This is a genomic window from Parafrankia discariae, assembly GCF_000373365.1.
Classification (GTDB): domain Bacteria; phylum Actinomycetota; class Actinomycetes; order Frankiales; family Frankiaceae; genus Parafrankia; species Parafrankia discariae.
The window spans coordinates 72,692-90,204 of sequence record NZ_KB891209.1 but is presented as its reverse complement, the minus strand read 5'-3'; the positions used below and the strand labels follow the sequence as shown (position 1 = coordinate 90,204).

The 17,513-nt window shown below is 74.9% G+C and carries 14 protein-coding genes; 10 read left to right on the top strand and 4 right to left on the bottom strand.

Features of this window, described 5'->3' with window-relative positions; genetic code table 11:
* The first annotated feature begins 9 nt into the window (after window positions 1-9).
* The 3 genes from B056_RS0113610 (at window position 10) to B056_RS0113600 (ending at window position 4,422) form a co-directional block, all read left to right on the top strand.
* Window positions 10-945 carry an aminoglycoside phosphotransferase family protein gene (locus B056_RS0113610; protein ID WP_018502422.1) on the top strand — a complete coding sequence of 312 codons (936 nt, stop codon included), beginning with the start codon at window positions 10-12 and terminating at the stop codon, window positions 943-945.
* Between the two features lie 150 nt (window positions 946-1,095).
* A complete protein-coding gene (gene larB, locus B056_RS0113605; RefSeq protein WP_018502421.1) occupies window positions 1,096-1,923 on the top strand; it encodes a nickel pincer cofactor biosynthesis protein LarB in 828 nt (275 codons plus the stop codon).
* Between the two features lie 222 nt (window positions 1,924-2,145).
* On the top strand, window positions 2,146-4,422 hold the full coding sequence (locus B056_RS0113600) for a MinD/ParA family ATP-binding protein (RefSeq protein ID WP_018502420.1): 2,277 nt from the start codon (window positions 2,146-2,148) through the stop codon (window positions 4,420-4,422).
* A 9-nt stretch (window positions 4,423-4,431) separates the two neighbouring features.
* Here B056_RS0113600 and B056_RS0113595 read toward each other — a convergent pair whose 3' ends face one another.
* Window positions 4,432-5,610, bottom strand: coding sequence for a geranylgeranyl reductase family protein (locus B056_RS0113595; protein ID WP_018502419.1), 1,179 nt, complete (start codon window positions 5,608-5,610; stop codon window positions 4,432-4,434).
* 7 nt (window positions 5,611-5,617) lie between these two features.
* Window positions 5,618-6,745: a DUF5926 family protein gene (locus B056_RS0113590; protein WP_018502418.1), complete on the bottom strand. Its 1,128-nt coding sequence runs from the start codon at window positions 6,743-6,745 to the stop codon at window positions 5,618-5,620.
* 356 nt (window positions 6,746-7,101) lie between these two features.
* Between B056_RS0113590 and B056_RS0113585 the strand changes: the two genes are divergently transcribed.
* From B056_RS0113585 to purQ, 3 genes are all read left to right on the top strand, one after another.
* Window positions 7,102-8,061 carry an NAD(P)/FAD-dependent oxidoreductase gene (locus B056_RS0113585; protein WP_018502417.1) on the top strand — a complete coding sequence of 320 codons (960 nt, stop codon included), beginning with the start codon at window positions 7,102-7,104 and terminating at the stop codon, window positions 8,059-8,061.
* Between the two features lie 121 nt (window positions 8,062-8,182).
* Window positions 8,183-8,902: an ATP-binding protein gene (locus B056_RS0113580; protein WP_018502416.1), complete on the top strand. Its 720-nt coding sequence runs from the start codon at window positions 8,183-8,185 to the stop codon at window positions 8,900-8,902.
* 86 nt (window positions 8,903-8,988) lie between these two features.
* Entirely contained in the window at window positions 8,989-9,702 is a 714-nt protein-coding gene (purQ, locus tag B056_RS0113575) for a phosphoribosylformylglycinamidine synthase subunit PurQ (RefSeq protein ID WP_018502415.1), read from the top strand.
* Window positions 9,703-9,756: 54 nt separating this feature from the next.
* Here the strand turns inward: purQ and B056_RS45755 are convergent, their stop codons facing one another.
* Complete coding sequence (locus B056_RS45755; protein WP_018502414.1) at window positions 9,757-10,737, bottom strand: ABC transporter ATP-binding protein; 981 nt, start codon at window positions 10,735-10,737, stop codon at window positions 9,757-9,759.
* Between the two features lie 132 nt (window positions 10,738-10,869).
* Between B056_RS45755 and B056_RS0113565 the strand changes: the two genes are divergently transcribed.
* The 4 genes from B056_RS0113565 (at window position 10,870) to purL (ending at window position 15,872) form a co-directional block, all read left to right on the top strand.
* Window positions 10,870-11,598, top strand: a complete 729-nt coding sequence (locus B056_RS0113565; protein WP_026239670.1) for an ABC transporter permease — start codon at window positions 10,870-10,872, stop codon at window positions 11,596-11,598.
* 7 nt (window positions 11,599-11,605) lie between these two features.
* Window positions 11,606-12,292, top strand: coding sequence for an ABC transporter permease (locus B056_RS0113560; protein WP_020572482.1), 687 nt, complete (start codon window positions 11,606-11,608; stop codon window positions 12,290-12,292).
* A gap of 116 nt (window positions 12,293-12,408) precedes the next feature.
* On the top strand, window positions 12,409-13,389 hold the full coding sequence (locus B056_RS0113555) for an ABC transporter substrate-binding protein (RefSeq protein WP_018502411.1): 981 nt from the start codon (window positions 12,409-12,411) through the stop codon (window positions 13,387-13,389).
* Between the two features lie 83 nt (window positions 13,390-13,472).
* The gene (purL, locus tag B056_RS0113550) at window positions 13,473-15,872 is read left to right on the top strand and encodes a phosphoribosylformylglycinamidine synthase subunit PurL (RefSeq protein ID WP_018502410.1); all 2,400 of its coding nucleotides are present in this window, start codon (window positions 13,473-13,475) and stop codon (window positions 15,870-15,872) included.
* Window positions 15,873-16,109: 237 nt separating this feature from the next.
* Here purL and B056_RS0113545 read toward each other — a convergent pair whose 3' ends face one another.
* Window positions 16,110-17,363 (bottom strand): DUF3027 domain-containing protein, encoded by a 1,254-nt coding sequence (locus tag B056_RS0113545; protein WP_230202981.1) that lies wholly within the window; start codon window positions 17,361-17,363, stop codon window positions 16,110-16,112.
* Window positions 17,364-17,513: the final 150 nt, after the last annotated feature.

The following is a 17,513-nucleotide window of genomic DNA, read 5'->3' as shown; positions in this document are numbered from 1 at the left end:
GGTCGATCCGTGGGTCCCGAACCAGGCGTCGCCGGCCGCTTCAGCGCGCAGCGGTCCCGGCACGCGCTCGCGCGCGTCTGTGCGAGCGTCGGCCTGGACGACCGTGACGCCGAACCGATCAAACTGACCGTGAACGCGGTGTACCGACTGCCCCGCGAGGCGGCGGTCGTGCGCATCGCCGGCTCCGCCGCGATGAACCACCGGGTGGGGAAGGTCGTGCGGGTCGCGCGCTGGCTCGCCGGGCACGGGATGCCCGCGGTCCGGCTCCTCCCGGGCCTGCCCGCGCCGGTCACCGTGGACGAGCACGTCGCCACCGTCTGGGTCGACGCGGCTCCGCCCACCGGCACGCCCACGACCACTCCCACCGGCACCGGTGGCGCCCGGGATCTGGCCGCCGTCCTGCGCCTGCTGCACGCCCTGCCACCGCCCGAACCGCCGCTGCCGGTGTGGGACCCCCTCGACGACGTCCGGCGGCGGCTCTCCGACGCCGAGGGGCTCGGCGACGACGACCGGCGGTTCCTGGAGGACCGCACGCTCCAGGTGGGCGAGGCGCTCGCGACGGTGCGGTACGCGTTGCCGCGCACCGTCGTCCACGGGGACGCGCACCTGGGCAACCTCATCCGGTCGACCACGGGCGAGGTGGTGATCTGCGACTTCGACGCGACCTGCCGGGGGCCGGCCGAGTGGGATCTCATCCCGGTGGCGGTGGGCGCGTTGCGCTTCGGCCGACCGCCCACGCCGCAGCTCGAGCTCGCCCGCGCCTACGGATTCGACGTCACCGCCTGGGACGGGTTCGGGGTGCTGCGCTCCGTGCGCGAGCTGAAGCTGGTGACGAGCGTCGTCCCGATCCTGGCCAGCAGCCCGACGGCCGCGGCCCAGTTCGCGGTCAGGCTGGGCAGCCTCCGCTCGGGCTCCGACCGGACGGTCTGGACCCCCTACCGCTGACGTCGGGCCGGTGCCAGCGCCGGTGAAGGCCCGCGGAGGCGACGGCACGGCACGGTCGCCGGCGACCGACCACCACCCACGGCGGACCTCCGGCCGCCGCGGCCCTGGCGGCATCGGTCCTGGCAGCCCCGGCCCTGGCAGCATCGGCCCATGGACTCCGAACGCCTGCGGACGCTGCTGACGGCCGTGTCGAGCGGCCAGGTCGATCCCGAGGACGCCGCCGCGGCGCTGATCGCGGGGCCGCTCGGTGGCGACGGCTCGGGTTTCGCCGATCTCGGCTACGCGCGGGTGGACACCCATCGCGCGATCCGGACCGGTGATCCTGAAGTGGTCTACGGCGCGGGCAAGACCCCGGCCGAGACGGTCGGCATCGTCGAGACGCTCCGCCGGACCTCGGGAGTCAGGACGCCCACGCTGGTCACCCGGGCCGGGGCGGCCACCGTGGCCGCGCTGCGCGCCCGCTGGCCCGACGCGCGGGTCAGCTCCGCGGCCTCGGCCGAAGCGGCCTCCACCGAAGCGGCCTCGACCAAAGGGGACGAACGGCCGGCGACGGTGATCGTCGGCCCGCTGCCGGAGCCCCGCGGCCGGGTCGTGGTCGTCGCGGCCGGCACCTCGGACGCGCCCGTCGCCGAGGAGGCCGCCATGACGGCCGAGGCCGCCGGCGCGGGCGTGGAGATGGTCCGCGACGTCGGTGTCGCCGGGCTGCACCGCGTCCTGGCCGCGCGGCCGGTCCTGGCCGGCGCCGACTGCCTGGTCGTCGTCGCCGGGATGGAGGGCGCCCTGCCGAGCGTGATCGGCGGGCTGGTCGGCGTGCCCCTGGTGGCCGTGCCGACCAGTGTCGGGTACGGCGCGAGCTTCGGCGGGCTGGCGGCCCTGCTGGGGATGCTCACCTCCTGCGCGCCGGGCATCGCGGTGTGCAACATCGACAACGGGTTCGGCGCGGGCCTGTTCGCCGCCCGGGTCGCCCGCCGCTCCTAGCGGCGCGGCCCTCAGCGGCTGCCGACGCGCCGCCGGCTCCCGAGCGCGACCGTGACAGGCCGTGCCGTCACAACCATCCGACTCGTGTCATCCTGGACGGACTCTCGTCGTTGACGGCCCGAACGGAGGAGCCGGGCTGGACAGTGTGCCGGGGCAGGGTCGACCGTGTGATTTCGCCGCACGGCGGCCGTTCATCTCAGGCGGGATCATGAGCACTCGATCATGAACAGGACCGACGACATCGGTGGCGGGGACCGCCCGTCGCCTCGGGACGGCATGTCCGTCGTCGAGGTGACCGGCCCGCAGGACGCTCATCGACACGACGCCCACCGGCATGATCCTCGCCCGCGTGACGTCCGGCCACTGGGGTGGTCCGTCGGCGGTCCGGACGACGCCATCGAGGTCGGCGGCCCGGACGGCTTCGACGGTCCGCCGCCGTGGGCACAGCGCCAACACCAGACACCGGGCCCGCCACCCACCGTCGATCCCGGGCGGCGGATCTGGGCCGGCGACCCGCCGCCGCCCGCGGCGGCACCCGTCGATCCCTGGCGGCCTGGCGCCGCTCCCGCGCCGGCGTACGGCCGGGAGCGACCCGAATCATGGCAGCAGGCCCGCGGCGACCGCCCGGCGGCGGCCCCCAGGCCGCCCGTGCCCCCGCCCACCGAGGCAATCCGGCCACCGCCCCCGCCGGCGGAGGCGGTGCGGCACTCGCCCCCACCCACCGAGGCCATGCCGCTCGGGCCGGCGACCGAGGCCATGCCGCTCCCGCCTCCCGCGGGCCTGCTGCCACGATTCGGGTCGCCCCCCGGGCCACCGGCGTCGGGGATGGACACCTGGCCGTCGATCCGCCCGACCTTCCGCGACCCGACTCCACCGCCGCCCCCGGCGGAGCAGCCGCCCCGGCCCGGGCACGTGATCGACGGCGTGACCACCCGGACGTTCGACCCGATCCACGACCGGTTCCCGCCGGCGCCCGGCCCCGGTTCCCGGCCCGGCCCCATCCCGGTCGAGACGACCGGGGAGTACCGGCCGTCCACGCTCTACCCGGCTCCGCCCCCGCCGCCGGGTGCCACCGGGGCGTCGCCGATACCGCGGACCGGGCCGCACACCTCCGGCCGGGTCGCGTCCTGGTTGCGTGATCCGGCGGAGTCACCCGCGCCGCCGCCGGCGCGCCCACAGTCGTTCCCACCCGGCCCGTCGGCCCCACCCGGCCCGTCGGCCCCACCTGCGTCCTCGGCCTCAGCGGCGCCGCCGCCCGGCTCGGCGGGCACCGGTCCCGGGCTGTACCGCGACGACTCCCCGGAACCGGCCGGCCGCGGCTGGGGCCACGGGTTCCACAGCGGCCCGGCGTACGGGACCGAGCCGCCCGGAGCCGGGCGTCCCGACACCGAGCTCCACGGTGCCGACATGCGCCGCGCCGCGCCGCGCCACGACCCGGTTCCCGGTGGCCGGGCGCTCGACGACCGAGCGCTCGACGAGGACGACATCCTCGACAGGTCCTGGCCGCGGGAGCCGGGCTGGTCGCCCGACGAGTACGACCCGCGCGGCGACCCGCGCCACGACGACCCGCGCCACGGCGACCCACGGTCCGGCACCGGGCTGCCCCCCGCCGCCCTGTTGCCGGCGTCACCGGACACCGCGTCCCGCGGCTGGCGGCGGCTGGTCTACCAGGTGTCGGCCGGCGCGCTCAATCCCGGTCCGTCCCCGGACGAGGCCCGCTACCGGCGCCTGCTCGCTCGAATCCGCACCCCCCTCGACGACTGTCACCGCATCGCGGTGCTGTCCCTCAAGGGCGGCGTCGGCAAGACCACGACGACGGTCTCGCTCGGGTCCACCCTGGCCGGCCTGCGCGGCGACCGGGTCGTGGCGATCGACGCGAACCCGGACCGGGGGACGCTCGGCGTCCGGGTCGAGCGGACGACCCGGCACACCGTCCGCGACCTGCTCGCCGACGCCGATCAGCTGCACCGTTACGTGGACGTCCGCCGGTACCTGTCGCAGTCGGCGTCCCGGCTGGAGGTGCTCGCCTCCGCCAGCGACCCGGAGATCTCGGACGCCTTCGCCGACGAGGACTACCGGGCGGTCGACGACCTGCTGCAGCGGCACTACTCGATCCTGCTGACCGACTGCGGCACCGGCATGCTGCACAGCGCGATGCACGGGGTGCTGGAGCTCGCCGACACGCTGGTGATCGTGAGCAACGCGAGCGCGGACGGCGGCGCGAGCGCCAGCGCCACCCTGGACTGGCTCGACGCGCACGGCTACAACGACCACGTCAGCGAGGCCGTGACCGTGATCTCGATGTTCCCCCAGCAGGGCGAGACGGTGGACGTCGACGCGCTCGAGGACCACTTCGCGTCCCGGACCCGCCAGGTCGTCCGGGTGCCGTTCGACCCGCATCTCGCCAGCGGCGGGCACATCGTCCTCGACGAGCTCCGCCGGGAGACCCGCCGGGCCTACGAGGAGATCGCCGGGGCGGTGGCCGAACGCTTCGGCTGACCCCGGGCGTCAGCGGCCCAGCGCGGCGACGGCGGCGGCCACTCCCGGCCGGCGCAGCTGACGGGCGATCGTGGAGCGGCCCTCGATGATCCGGCCGAACAGCCCGAACGTGCCCGGGACCCGGGTCATCATCGTGTGCATGAGCGCCGGGCGGCGGGTGAACACCGCCAGCACCGTCCTGCCCGCGGCGATCTCCGGCCCGAACACGTTCTCGATCCGGGCCGGGTACCGGTCGAGGGCCGTCGGGTCACCGGCCGCGGCGGCGGCGGCGCTGATGCCCGCGAGCCGGCCGGAACGCAGCGCGAAGGAGATCCCCTCCCGTGTCCACGGGTCTAGCAGGCCCGCCGCGTCGCCGGCGAGGAGCACCCGGCCGCGCCGCAGCGGCGAGCCGGCGGCGCGCACCCGGGTCAGGTGGCCGGAGTCGTGCAGCCGGGGGGCGGCGGTGAGGCCGAGCCGCTCGACGAGCGCGTCGTAGTAGCGGCGCAGCGCGGGCCCCTGCTCCCGGGCGCCGATGACCCCGACGGTGAGCACGTCACCCTTCGGGAAGACCCACCCGTACGATCCGGGCACCGGGCCCCAGTCGAGCAGCATTCGGCCGGACCACTCGCCGGCGACCGTGGCGGGCACCTCGAACTCGCCCTCGAGACCGACGTCCACCTGGTCGCAGGTGACGCCGACGTACGTGCCGGCCCGGCCCGAGGTGCCGTCGGCGCCGACCACCACCCGCGCCCGCACCGCCGGCCCGGACCGCACCTGGACGGCCACCTCGCCCCGCCCGGCCCCGGTGGGGCCCTCCTCCCGCAGCCCGGTGACGTGCACACCGGTCCGGACCTCGGCGCCGGCCGCCTTCGCGGAGTCGAGCAGCGCCGCGTCCAGCTCCGAGCGCATCACCATCGACAGCAGCGGACGGCCGTCCTGGCGGCGCCGGGTGACCGGGTGCCGGCCGTCGAGGGTCATCGTGAGCGCGTCGACCCGGGAGCGGACGAGCGGGGCCAGATCGATCCCGGCATGGTCGACGGACAGGCCGACCAGGCCGCCGCCGCAGGTCTTGTACCGCGGCACGGCCATCCGCTCGAGCACGCACACCCGGGCGCCGGCCTCGGCGGCCGCGCGGGCCGCGCTCGTGCCGGCCGGCCCGGCGCCCAGCACGACCACGTCGAAGTCCGGCGATGGTGGCTCCGGTGGCACGGCCGTCCTATCGGAGGGTGAGCGTGCGCCCGACCACGCCGGCGCGGACCCGCCGCTCCGGCGCGGTCAGTTCCCGCTGGTCGTCGAGGGTCTCGCGCAGCGCCGCCCACAGCTGGGCAGCGGGCTTCTCGCAGGAGTCGGCGTCGGCGCCCGGCGCGAGATCCCACACCGGGACCACCAGGCCGTCGGCGCGGAACGATCCGACGAACCGCGAGCCGTCACCGACGGTGAGGTTGCCCGCGGCGGCGAGGCGGGCGAGGGCGTCGAGGACGGACTCCTCCGTGCGGTCGGCGTCGAGCGGCAGCACCCAGCGCAGGTGCAGCCGTTCGCCGGGGTTGCACCAGTAGGCGGCCGGGACGGAGGTCAACCGGGACGTCGGCACGACCGTCGCGTTCGCCCGGTCCAGGGTCGCCACGACCTCGGGACTCGGCTCGGCGTCCTCCGACGAGGGCACCCACCAGGCGAATCCGGGATGCACGGTGATCTCGAGCGGCGCCGGGTCCAGCAGGTCACTGAGACGGGGCAGGTCCGCCAGGCCGCCGGGCAGCCGCTCCACGGCCTGCGGCGCGGACACCGGTCCGCCGTCCACCACCGTGCCGGGCTTCGCCTCCAGGGCGGCGATCAGCGAGCCGGCGACGTCCGCCGCGGCGTCGAGACCGCCGACGAGGGTCTGCATCGCCAGCAGGATCTCGCCGTCGTCGCGGACCACGGCGGGCGCGGCCTGCGGCAGCAGCGTGCCCAGGATGATCCGCCGGTTCGCGTGGTCGGGATGAGCGGCCAGGTGCTCCGCCGACAGCGTCAGCGGCGCGGTCGCGCTGGGGACGAACTCGCGCAGCGCGACCAGGTCCGGCTCGTCCGCGCGGCCCGCGAACGGGCGCAGTACCGGTGCCGCCCGGCGGCGCTCGCCGTGGCAGGCCTTGTACCGGCGGCCGGAGCCGCACGGGCAGGGCTGGCGGGGGCCGACCGCCGGCACGTCGGCGAGCGCGGTGGCGGTGGCCTTGGCGGTGGCCGCCTTGGCGGTGGCGGATCCGGGACGGCTGGGTGTCGTTCGGCGGGCGATCGCGAGCCTCCGGGGTCGGGCCCGCGGCGCCGGGCGCCGTGCGGGGCAGGTCGATGACGATGTCGGTGCGTACACGGTGGTGCCGCGTACACGGTGGTGCCGCGTACGCCGGTGGTACTGGCGGCGGGCATCGCCGACGGGGATTCGTGCGGTAAGGCTAGGGCATGCGCGGCCGGTGTCACGTTCGACATGCGCCGCCGGTGCGCTGAGCACCCACCGCGGGTCGGGGGGTTCAACCCGCGCCTCTCCGAGTTGTCCCTCTCCCGCCTGGGAGTTTTCCCTTCAATCAGCATGCGTGAGGCGGTCGGATGGTCGTGGGCCGACCCGGTGCGGGCACGATGGAGGAACGGGTCCTCCAACGAGGATCGCCGGACCGGAACGACCAGCGTCCACATGAGGCACACAGGCGGACCACACAGGGCGGTTGACGGGTGGCGAAGGTCATCGTGGCAGGCGGCGGGATCACCGGTGTCGCCTGCGCGCGCGAGCTGGCGGCACGGGGCATCGAGGTCGAGGTGCGCGACCGCGGCCGGGTGATCGGCGGCCGGATGGCCTCGCGCTGGCTCGACGGGCGGATCGTCGACGCCGGCGCGTCGTACTTCACGGCCCGCGGCCCCGAGTTCCTCGAGGTCGTCGACGACTGGCTCACCCGCGGCCTCGTCCGCCCCTGGACGCGCCGATTCCCGGTGATCGACGGCCCGTCCGCGACGCTGTCCGAACCGGTGCCGGGCCCGCTGCGGTACGCCGCCCCGCACGGCATCCGCTCGCTGGTCGTCGACCTCGCCACCCGCGGCGGCCTGCAGGTCTCGCAGTCGTCCCCGATCCGCATGGTGCGTCCGGGGCCGGTGGTGGACGACGAGCCGGTGGACGCCGTCGTCCTGGCGATGCCCGACCCGCAGGCCCTGCGCCATCTCGATCCGGATCTCGGCGCGGAGCGCGCGGAGCTTGTCGGCCGGCGGTGGTCCCCGGTGCTCGCCCTGCTCGCCGGCTGGGAGGCCCGAGGGTGGCCCCCACTGGACGGCGCCTTCGTCCACGGCGACCCGACCATCGCCTGGATCGCCGACGACGGCCGCCGACGCGGCGACAACGCGCCCGTTCTGGTGGCGCACTCCACCGCGGAGTTCACCGCGGGCCGACTGACCGACCCGCCGGCGGCCGCCGGCGACCTCACCGCGGCGGTCCGCCGGCTCCTCGACATCCCCGCCGAACCGCGCTGGACATACGTCCAGCGCTGGACGTTCGCCCGCCCCGAGCAACCGCGGGAGCGGACCTACTTCCTCGGCCCGGAGCGGGTGGGGCTGGCGGGCGACGGCTGGGGCGAGCCCAAGATCGAGTCCGCCTGGCGGTCCGGTACCGAGCTCGCCCGGGCGATCGCGGCGGCCGTCGGATGATCGACGAGGCGGTCCGGTGATCCCCGAACGCCCCGGGCCACCAACCCCGCGAACACCCGGTCGGGCCGCGCCGGCGGAATACCTCCGATTGATGTCCGGTGGGCGGGGTACACCGAGCGACATGGAGATCAAACTCAGCCTGTCGCTACCCCGTGATGAGATCTCCATTCCGATCGTCCGTCGTATTTGCACACAGGCGCTGAAGGTTCTCGGTGTTTCACAGGAATGCATCGACGACGTTGAGCTGGCGTTGACCGAAGCGTGCGCGAACGTGCTCCTCCATGCCATGGCGGACGACGAGTACGAGGTTTCGGTCGGCGTGGACAACCAGGTGGCGGCGATCGAGGTCGTAGACCACGGTGGGGGCTTCGACGCTCTCGCCGCCTTCGACGACGGCGGAATCCCGGTCCGCGCGGACGTCGACGTCGCGTTTCACAACGGCGCCGGCCCGAACGAGATCAGTCCGGTCGAGACGAATCAGGACGGAGCGAATCCGAACGGGGTGGTTTCACGCTCCGACCCCTGGGCAGCCCGCGCCAATCACGAGCGGCCGGGGCAGGGTCAGCCGAATCCCGACCAGCCGTATTCCGACCAGCAGTGGCTCGAACAGGTACCCACCGACGCCGTTCCGGAACAGGGCCGTGGCATCTTCCTGATGCGCGCGCTCATGGACCACGTCCAGTTCCACACCGTAGACGGACCACACCCGGGCACCCGGGTCCATCTCGAGAAACTGCTCACCTGGGACGAGAGCGCCCCCGGCGCCAAGCTCGGCCGGGTGCGGTCGAGCCGTGGGCCCTGGTCGGGCCAGCGCCGCGACCCCGCACCGGACGGCGCCTGAGGGAACACCCTGCCGGTACGTTGAGAGGAGGCGGGTCGCGGGACGGCCGGTCGCGGGACGGCGGGTCGAGAGACGGTGGTGGGCAGATGGTGCAGGCAGCTGCCGGCGGCGCGGCACGCGCCCCGCGGGTCGGTGTGGTGACCTTCCCCGGGTCGTTGGACGACCGGGACGCCGCGGCGGCCGTGCGCCTCGCCGGCGCCGAGCCGGTGCCGCTCTGGCACGGCGACGACAAGCTGCCCGGGGTGGACGCGGTCGTCCTCCCCGGCGGTTTCTCCTACGGCGACTACCTGCGGGCCGGGGCGATCGCCCGCTTCTCACCGGTCGTCGGCGCCGTCGTCGAGGCGGCCGCCGCGGGCCTGCCCGTCCTGGGGATCTGCAACGGGTTCCAGGTGCTGTGCGAGGCGGGGCTGCTGCCGGGCGCGCTGACCCGCAACGCGGGGCTGCACTTCGTGTGCCGTGACCAGCGGCTGCGGGTCGAGACCACCGGCACCGCCTGGACCGGTGCCTACTCCCCCGGCGAGGAGATCGTCGTCCCGGTCAAGCACGGCGAGGGCCGCTATGTCGCCGACGCCGCGACCCTGGCCCAGCTGGTCGCGCAGGACCGGGTGGTCGTCCGCTACGCGGGCGGCAACCCGAACGGCTCGGTGGACGACATCGCCGGTGTGTGCAGTGAGAACCGGCGGGTCGTCGGCCTGATGCCACATCCGGAGCACGCCGTCGAGGAGCTCACCGGACCGGGTACGGACGGCCTGCGGATGTTCACCTCGGTGCTCGGCGCGCTGCTGCACCCCGCCGCCTAGCCCGCGGGCGCGGCGGGCCCGACCCCCGGCGGAGACGGCCGGCGCGGGCGTGGGTCATCCGCCGCCCGGGTCGTCGGTGGCCAGCGAGCGCCGCAGCGCGGCGTGCAGAGTGGCCAGGGTGAGCACGCCGACCGGCGTGCCGCGTTCCCGCACCTCGACCCGGCCGTCCCCCGTGGCGAGCATCACCGCGAGCGCCTCCCGCAACGAGGCACCGACCTCCACCCCCGCGCAGGCACCGGCACGAGCCGGCGCGTCGACATCCGCCAGGTCAACGCGGCGCAGCGGGGTGACGGACAGGCGCAGCAGCATGCGGTCGGCGCCGGTGAAGTCGGCGACGAACGAACTGGCCGGGGCGCCGAGCACCCGGGCCGGAGTGTCCAGCTGCGCCAGCCGGCCGCCCTGGCCGAGTACCGCGACCCGGTCACCCAGGCGGACCGCCTCGGCCAGGTCATGGGTGACGAACACGACCGTCTTGCGGATCTCCCGCTGCAGGCGCAGGAACTCGACCTGCAACCGGTCGCGGGCGATCGGGTCGACCGCGGAGAACGGCTCGTCCATGAGCAGGACGGGCGGGTCGGCCGCGAGCGCCCGGGCCACCCCGACCCGCTGCTGCTGACCGCCGGACAGCTCCCGCGGGTACCGCGCCGAGACCGTGCCGGGGTCGAGCCCGACCAGCTCCAGCAGCATCCCGACCCGTTCCCGGGTCCGGCCCCGGCTCCAGCCCAGCAACCGGGGCACCGTCGCCACATTGGCGAAGACGGTCTGGTGCGGGAACAGCCCGACCTGCTGGATCACGTAGCCGATCCGGCGGCGCAGTCGCACCGGGTCCGACCGGGCGACGTCCGCGCCGTCGACGGTGATCCGCCCGGAGGTCGGCTCCACCAGGCGATTGATCATCCGGATGATCGTCGTCTTGCCGCAGCCGGACGGGCCGACCAGGCACATCAGCTCGCCGGTGGCGACCGCGAAGGACAGGTCCGCGACGGCGACCGTGCCGTCCGGGTAGCGCTTGCCGACCCCGTCCAAGGTGATCATCGGTCGGGTCGTCGTCTCCACGCGCGCTCCCGTCCCCCCGGCCCCCACCGTGTCACCGGGGCGAACAGCGCCACCGCCGCGCCTCATCCCGCTCCCCCGGGTTTTCTACCGGTGGACGGCTACCGTGCAGTGGTGGCACTCCTCGCGGACGGCTGCCTGGAACGCAACGCTTGGATCTGTGGCGATTATGTGTCCTCCCGCTCGGACGAGATCATGGCCGCGTTGCGCGAGCATGTCAGCCTCACCGTGAGCGCGGTCGGCTACGGCACGCTGATCGCCGTCCCGCTCGTGCTGGCCGCCCGCCGCCGGCCGGTGCTGGCCGCCTGGATCAGCGGCGCCACCAGCGCGCTGTACACGGTGCCGTCGCTGGCGTTCTTCGCCATCCTGCTGCCGTTCACCGGCCTGTCACGGACAAGCGTGCTGATCGGGCTGATCGCCTACACCCTGGTGATCCTCTTCCGCGGGTTCCACACCGGGCTGGGCTCCGTCCCGCCCGAGGTGCGGGCGGCGGCGGTCGGGATGGGGTACGGGCCGACCCGGCTGCTGGTCACCGTGGAACTGCCGCTCGCGCTGCCGTCCGTCATGGCCGCGCTGCGGGTCGCCACGGTGTCGACGATCGCCCTCACGACGGTCGGGGCGACGATCGGGCACGGCGGGCTCGGCGACCTCATCTACGACGGGCTGGGCAGCACGTTCAAGGCCGAGGTGCTGACCGCGTCCGTGCTCTGCGTGCTCCTGGCCGTCACCGCGGACCTCCTTTTCGTGGCGGCGCAGTGGCTGCTGACCCCGTGGCGGCACGGCACGCGCGGATCACCCGGCGCCCGCCGGACACCCGGCCCGCCGGGCGCGCCCGGCGGGTGAGCCCGACATGAGCATGCTCATCGAGACCGCGTCGTGGCTGGCGGACGGCCGCAACTGGTCCGGCCACGAGGGGATCCCCGCCCGGCTCGGCGAGCACCTCGTGCTCAGCGGCGCGTCCGTCGGGATCGCCGCCGCCCTCGCGCTGCCACTCGGAACAGCCCTGGGGCACGCCGGCCGCGGCGGCACCCTGGCGATCAACATCTCGAACGTCGGACGCGCGGTGCCCACCTTCGCCGTGCTCGTGCTGCTGGCGATCGGACCATTCGGCATCGGCGACACGACGACGATCGCGGCGCTCACCCTCTTCGCCCTCGCCCCGCTGGTCACGAACAGCTATGTGGGCGTCCGGGAGATCGACGGTGACGCGCGCGAGGCCGCCCGGGGGATGGGCATGTCCGGCTGGCAGATCCTGCGCGGGGTCGAGCTCCCGCTGGCCGCACCGATGATCATAATCGGGCTGCGGCTGGCGGCGGTGCAGGTCGTCGGAACGGCGACCATCGCCGCGCTGATCGGCGGCGGCGGCCTGGGCCGGTTCGTGGTGGACGGCCTGGCCCGGCACGACGATCCCCAGATCGTCGGCGGCGCGGTGCTGGTCGCCGCGCTCGCGCTGGCCGTGGACGGCGTCCTGCTGGGCGCGCAGCGGCTCCTGGCCCCCCGCGGCGGGCCCACCGGGCGGAGCCCGGTGGGAACCTGACGGCGGCGTTCTCCGGATCGCGGTCGGCCTGGTGACAACGGCCGGTCCGGGTTGCACGGGCAACTGGTCGCACGGCAGGGTGACGCGGGGCGTACGACGGTGACGGGACGAGGGATATGGGGTCGGCGGACGTGATCGAACCAACGTCGGTGGCGGCAGCGAACCGGGCCGGCCGTCTGCGCCGGGTGGGTGCCGCGGTGGCGGCCGTGCTCGCCCTCACGCTGACCGCCGCGGCCTGCGGCGACGACTCCGGTGCCGCCAGCCTCGGCTCACTCACCGTCGCCGACGCCGGCTTCACCGAGAGCAAGATCCTCGCCGACATGTACGGGGAGCTGCTGACCAACGCCGGCTACGACGTCGAGCGGACCTCGGTGCAGAGCACCGAGATCGCCCAGTCCTCCCTTGAGAGCGGGCAGATCGACGCCATGCCGCAGTACGTGGCGACCTACGCCGACCTGCTGAACTCCCAGGTCAACGGCTCCGGAGCCACCTCGGTCTCGTCGTCGGACCTGGACGCGTCGCTGGCCGAGCTGCGCCGGCTCGCGCAGGGGTCGGGCCTGAGCGTGCTGGAGCCGGCCGACGCGGTCGACCAGAACGCCTTCGCGGTGAGCAGGTCCTTCGCCACGGAGCACCAGCTGACTACCCTGTCCGATCTGGGTGCCAGTGGCCTGACGGTGAAGCTCGCCGCGGGCGCCGAGTGCGCGACCCGCCCGTTCTGCCGGCCCGGCCTGGAGAAGACCTACGGGATCAAGGTCTCCGAGATCGTCGAGACCGGTGTGGCGACCGCCCAGACCAAGGCGGCGGTGCGGGACGGCACCGCGCAGCTCGGCCTGGTGCTCACCACCGACGCCACCGTCAGCGACTACAACCTGGTCGTGCTGACCGACGACAAGAAGCTTCAGAACGCCGACAACCTGGTGCCGATCGTGAACACCGACTCGCTCACCCCGGAGATCACCGCGGCCCTGAACGCGCTGGCACCGGTCCTCACCACGGCGGACCTGGCCGAGCTGAACAAGAAGGTGGACGCGGAGCGGGAGAAGTCCGAGGAGGTCGCGCACGACTTCCTCGCCGAGAAGGGCCTGCTGGACGCCTGACCGCCCCCCGCGGTGGGCCCACTGGTGGGCCGCGGGTGACGCCCGCGGCGTCGCCGCCACCCGACCGGCGCGCATCCGCCAGGATGGGGGACGTGACCGGAACGCCTTCCGCCCCCACGACCAGCCCCGACGACCAGGCCGACGGCCCGGGCGAGGGCGCCGTCGACCGCCAGCCCTACCGCGAGCTGGGCCTGACCGACGACGAGTACACGCGGATCGTCGCCACCCTCGGCCGGGTCCCCACCGACGCCGAGCTGGCCATGTACTCGGTGATGTGGAGCGAGCACTGCTCGTACAAGTCGTCCAAGGTGCACCTGCGCCAGTTCCGGGATACGCCGGCCACCGACCGGCTCCTGGTCGGCATGGGTGAGAACGCCGGCGTGGTGGACGTCGGCGAGGGCCTGGCCGTCACCTTCAAGGTCGAGTCGCACAACCACCCGAGCTTCGTCGAGCCGTACCAGGGCGCGGCGACCGGCGTCGGCGGCATCGTCCGCGACATCCTGACCATGGGGGCCCGGCCGATCGGGATCCTCGACCCGCTGCGCTTCGGTGCCGCCGACGCCCCCGACACCGCCCGGGTGCTGCCCGGCGTGGTCGCCGGGATCGGCGGCTACGGCAACTGCCTGGGCCTTCCCACCATCGGCGGCGAGGTCGTCTTCGACCCGGTGTACGGCGGGAACCCGCTGGTCAACGCGCTGTGCGTCGGCGTGATGCCGGTCGGGCGGGTGCAGACGTCCGCCGCCACCGGGGTCGGCAACGCCGTGGTGCTGCTCGGCGCGAAGACCGGCCGGGACGGCATCGGCGGCGTCTCGGTGCTCGCCTCGGCCACCTTCGACGAGGGCGGCGGCCCGGCCCGGCGTCCGTCGGTGCAGGTCGGCGACCCGTTCACCGAGAAGATCCTCATCGAGTGCTGCCTGGAGCTGTTCGACCGCGGGCTGGTCACCGGCATCCAGGACCTCGGCGGGGCCGGCCTGACCTGCGCGCTCACCGAGACGACCGCCGCCGGCATCGCCACCGGCCAGCCCGGCGGCATGTCGGTCGACCTCGACCTCGTGCCGCTGCGCGAGGCGTCGATGGCGGCGCACGAGGTGCTGGCCAGCGAGTCGCAGGAGCGGATGCTGGCCATCGTCACCCCGGACGCGCTGCCCGAGGTGCTGGCGCTCGCCGAGCGGTGGGGTGTGATCGCCACCAACATCGGCACGGTGACCGACAGCGGCCGTCTCGTCGTCCGCTGGCACGGCGAGGTCGTCGTGGACGTCCCGCCGGGCTCGCTCGCCGACGACGGGCCGGTCTACGAGCGCCCGCTGCGCCGCCCGGCCGACCTCGACCTGCTGCGGGCGGACGCGCCGTCCACCCTGGAACGGCCGCGTACCGGCGACGCGCTGCGGGCCACCCTGCTGCGGATGATCGCCTCCCCGAACCTGTGCTCACGGGCCTGGGTGACCGAGCAGTACGACCGGTACGTGCAGGCCAACACGGTGCTGGCCCAGCCCGAGGACGCCGGCGTGCTGCGCCTGTCGGCCTCCGGGCTGGGCATCGCGCTCGCCACCGACGGCAACGGCCGCTACGCCCGGCTGGACCCGTTCGCCGGGGCGCAGCTCGCCCTGGCCGAGGCGTGCCGCAACGTCACCGCGGCCGGCGCCGAGCCGATCGCGGTGACCAACTGCCTGAACTTCGGCTCCCCCGAGGACCCGGAGGTCATGTGGCAGTTCGCCCAGGCCTGCGCCGGGCTCGCCGACGCCTGCCGGCGGCTCGGCCTGCCGGTCACCGGCGGGAACGTGTCCTTCTACAACCAGACCGGCTCGGCCCCGATCCATCCCACACCGGTCGTCGGCGTGCTCGGCCTGTTCGACGACGTCGCCCGCCGCACCCCCATCGGTTTCACCGGCCCGGGCGACGCGCTGCTCCTGCTGGGCGAGACCCGGGACGAGTTCGGCGGCTCGGAGTGGGCCTGGGCGACCCACGGCCATCTCGGCGGGACACCGCCGGCCGTCGACCTGGAGCGGGAGAGGCTGCTCGGCGAGATCCTCGTCGCGGGCTCCCACGAAGGGCTGCTCGCCGCCGCGCACGACCTCTCCGAGGGCGGGCTCGCCCAGGCGCTGGTCGAGTCGTGCCTGCGGGGCGGGCACGGGGCGCGGATCGAGCTGCCCGCCGGGGCCGACGCCTTCGTCGAGCTGTTCAGCGAGTCCGCCGGGCGGGCGGTCGTCGCCGTCCCGGCCGCCGCGCGGGATCGTTTCGCGCGGCTGTGTACGGACCGGGGCCTGCCGTTCCGGCAGATCGGCGTCGTCACCGGCGGCGCGGCCGACGGCAGCGGCAGCGGGACCGACGGCGGCAGCAGCGGCGGCGGGACCGACGGCGGCAGCAGCGGCGGCGGGACCGACGGCGGCGGCCTGGACGTCGTCGGCGCGTTCGCCGTACCGCTGGACGAGCTGCGGGTGGCCCACGAGGGCACGCTGCCCCGCCTGTTCGGCCGCGGGGCCTGAGTAGAAGGCCCGACCTGCCCGATCCGGTGGCGCCGGATCACCATCTATCGGACAAAAAATCCAGATATCGGGGCAGCCTTCTCGCCCTTTGACATCCTTCTCGCCGTTCAGGACCGGCTTCCGCCGGAAGCAGGTACCGAAACGGCGAGAAGGAAACCAAAAGGCGAGTAGCCGAGCACCAGAAGCCGACCGGGGGCCTCCGCCGCCAGGCCCGCCAGGCGGAGGCCGCGCGCTCGTTCAGGAGTGGCCGTAGGGCTCCGGGCCGGGATCGGTGTCGGTGTCGGCGCGGCCGGAGGGCTGGTCGGGGACCGAGCCCGGGGAGTGGGCGGCCACCCCGACCAGTTCGATGTCGGTCGGGGTCAGGTCGGAGGGGTCCTCGTCGAAGGGGACCGACTCCGGATGCGCCGAGGGCGCGACCAGCGCCTCCGAGTGGGCGCCGCAGCCGTGGTCGACGGCCGTGACCCGGGCGTCGTCCGGGGCGAGCTCGTTCGCGCACACCCCGAACAGGCGGCCGAGCGCGCCGACGAGCCGGACGTGGAAGCCGCAGGTGAGGCAGGTCGCCGGTGCCACCTTGGCGATGGAGGCGTCCGGCCCGGAGTCACCGCCGTACCAGCGCTCCGCGGCCTCCTCACGGCCGACGGCCGACAGCATCCGCGGGCGGCCGATGCCGGGCCCCATCCAGGGCTCGGGGTCCTCGATCTCCTCCGCGTCACTCGCCCGCAGCGCCAGCCGGGGGTCGTCGACGGCCGTCGGGAGCAGGTCACCCACCCCGACGTCGCCCGGGCGCAGGCGCTCGGACCAGGGCACCCAGGCCGGGGCGAGCACCGCGCCCTCGCCCGGCGTCAGCACGACGTCGTTGACGGTCGCCTTCCGGATGCGCGACGCGCGGGCGACGACGACGGTCCAGGTCCAGCCGACGTAGGCCCGGGAGAGGCACTCGAACCGGTGCAGGACGAGCCGCTCCGCCTCGGCCTCGACACCGAGGTGCCGGCCGACCTCGGCCGGCGAGTCGGCCTCCTCCTCGGCCGCGGCACGGGCGAGATCCACCGCGCCGGCGCACACCGAGTCGAGGACGGGCTCCCGCAGCAGGCGGCCCGACCGCGCGACCCGCGCCCGCGTCGCAGGGACGTCGGGCCCGGCGTCGGGCCCGGGGGTTTCGGGCCCGGATCTCTCGGGCACCGCCCTTTCGTGCTCCGACACCACACCGGCCGGAACGCCGACGGACACGTCGGCCGGCGCGTCGGCGCCGGACCCGCGCGCCGCCTCGACAGACGTGCCCGCGGCCCCCGCAGGCGCGGGCTCAGCAGGCGTGGGCTCGGCCTCGGCAGACGCGGGCTGCCCGGTGGCGTGCTGCCCGGCCGGGGCCTCGGGGGGCGTCGCGGGGGTGGGCTCGGCCGCTGCCGCCCGGGCGCGCCGCGATGACCGGCGCACGGGCCGGCGTGGCTTGTCGTCCACGGGGGACGGCGCCGTGGCCTCACTGTGATCCGTCACAGTGCCAGCGGGGGGAACGCCGGCACCATCCGACGAACCCCGGGACCCACGGGCCCCAGCCGACTCGGAACGAACTTCTAGTGCTTCCACGGCACGTATTCTCACCCACCGACGGTCGCCCCGCCCGATGTGGTCGTGGTCTCGAGCGGT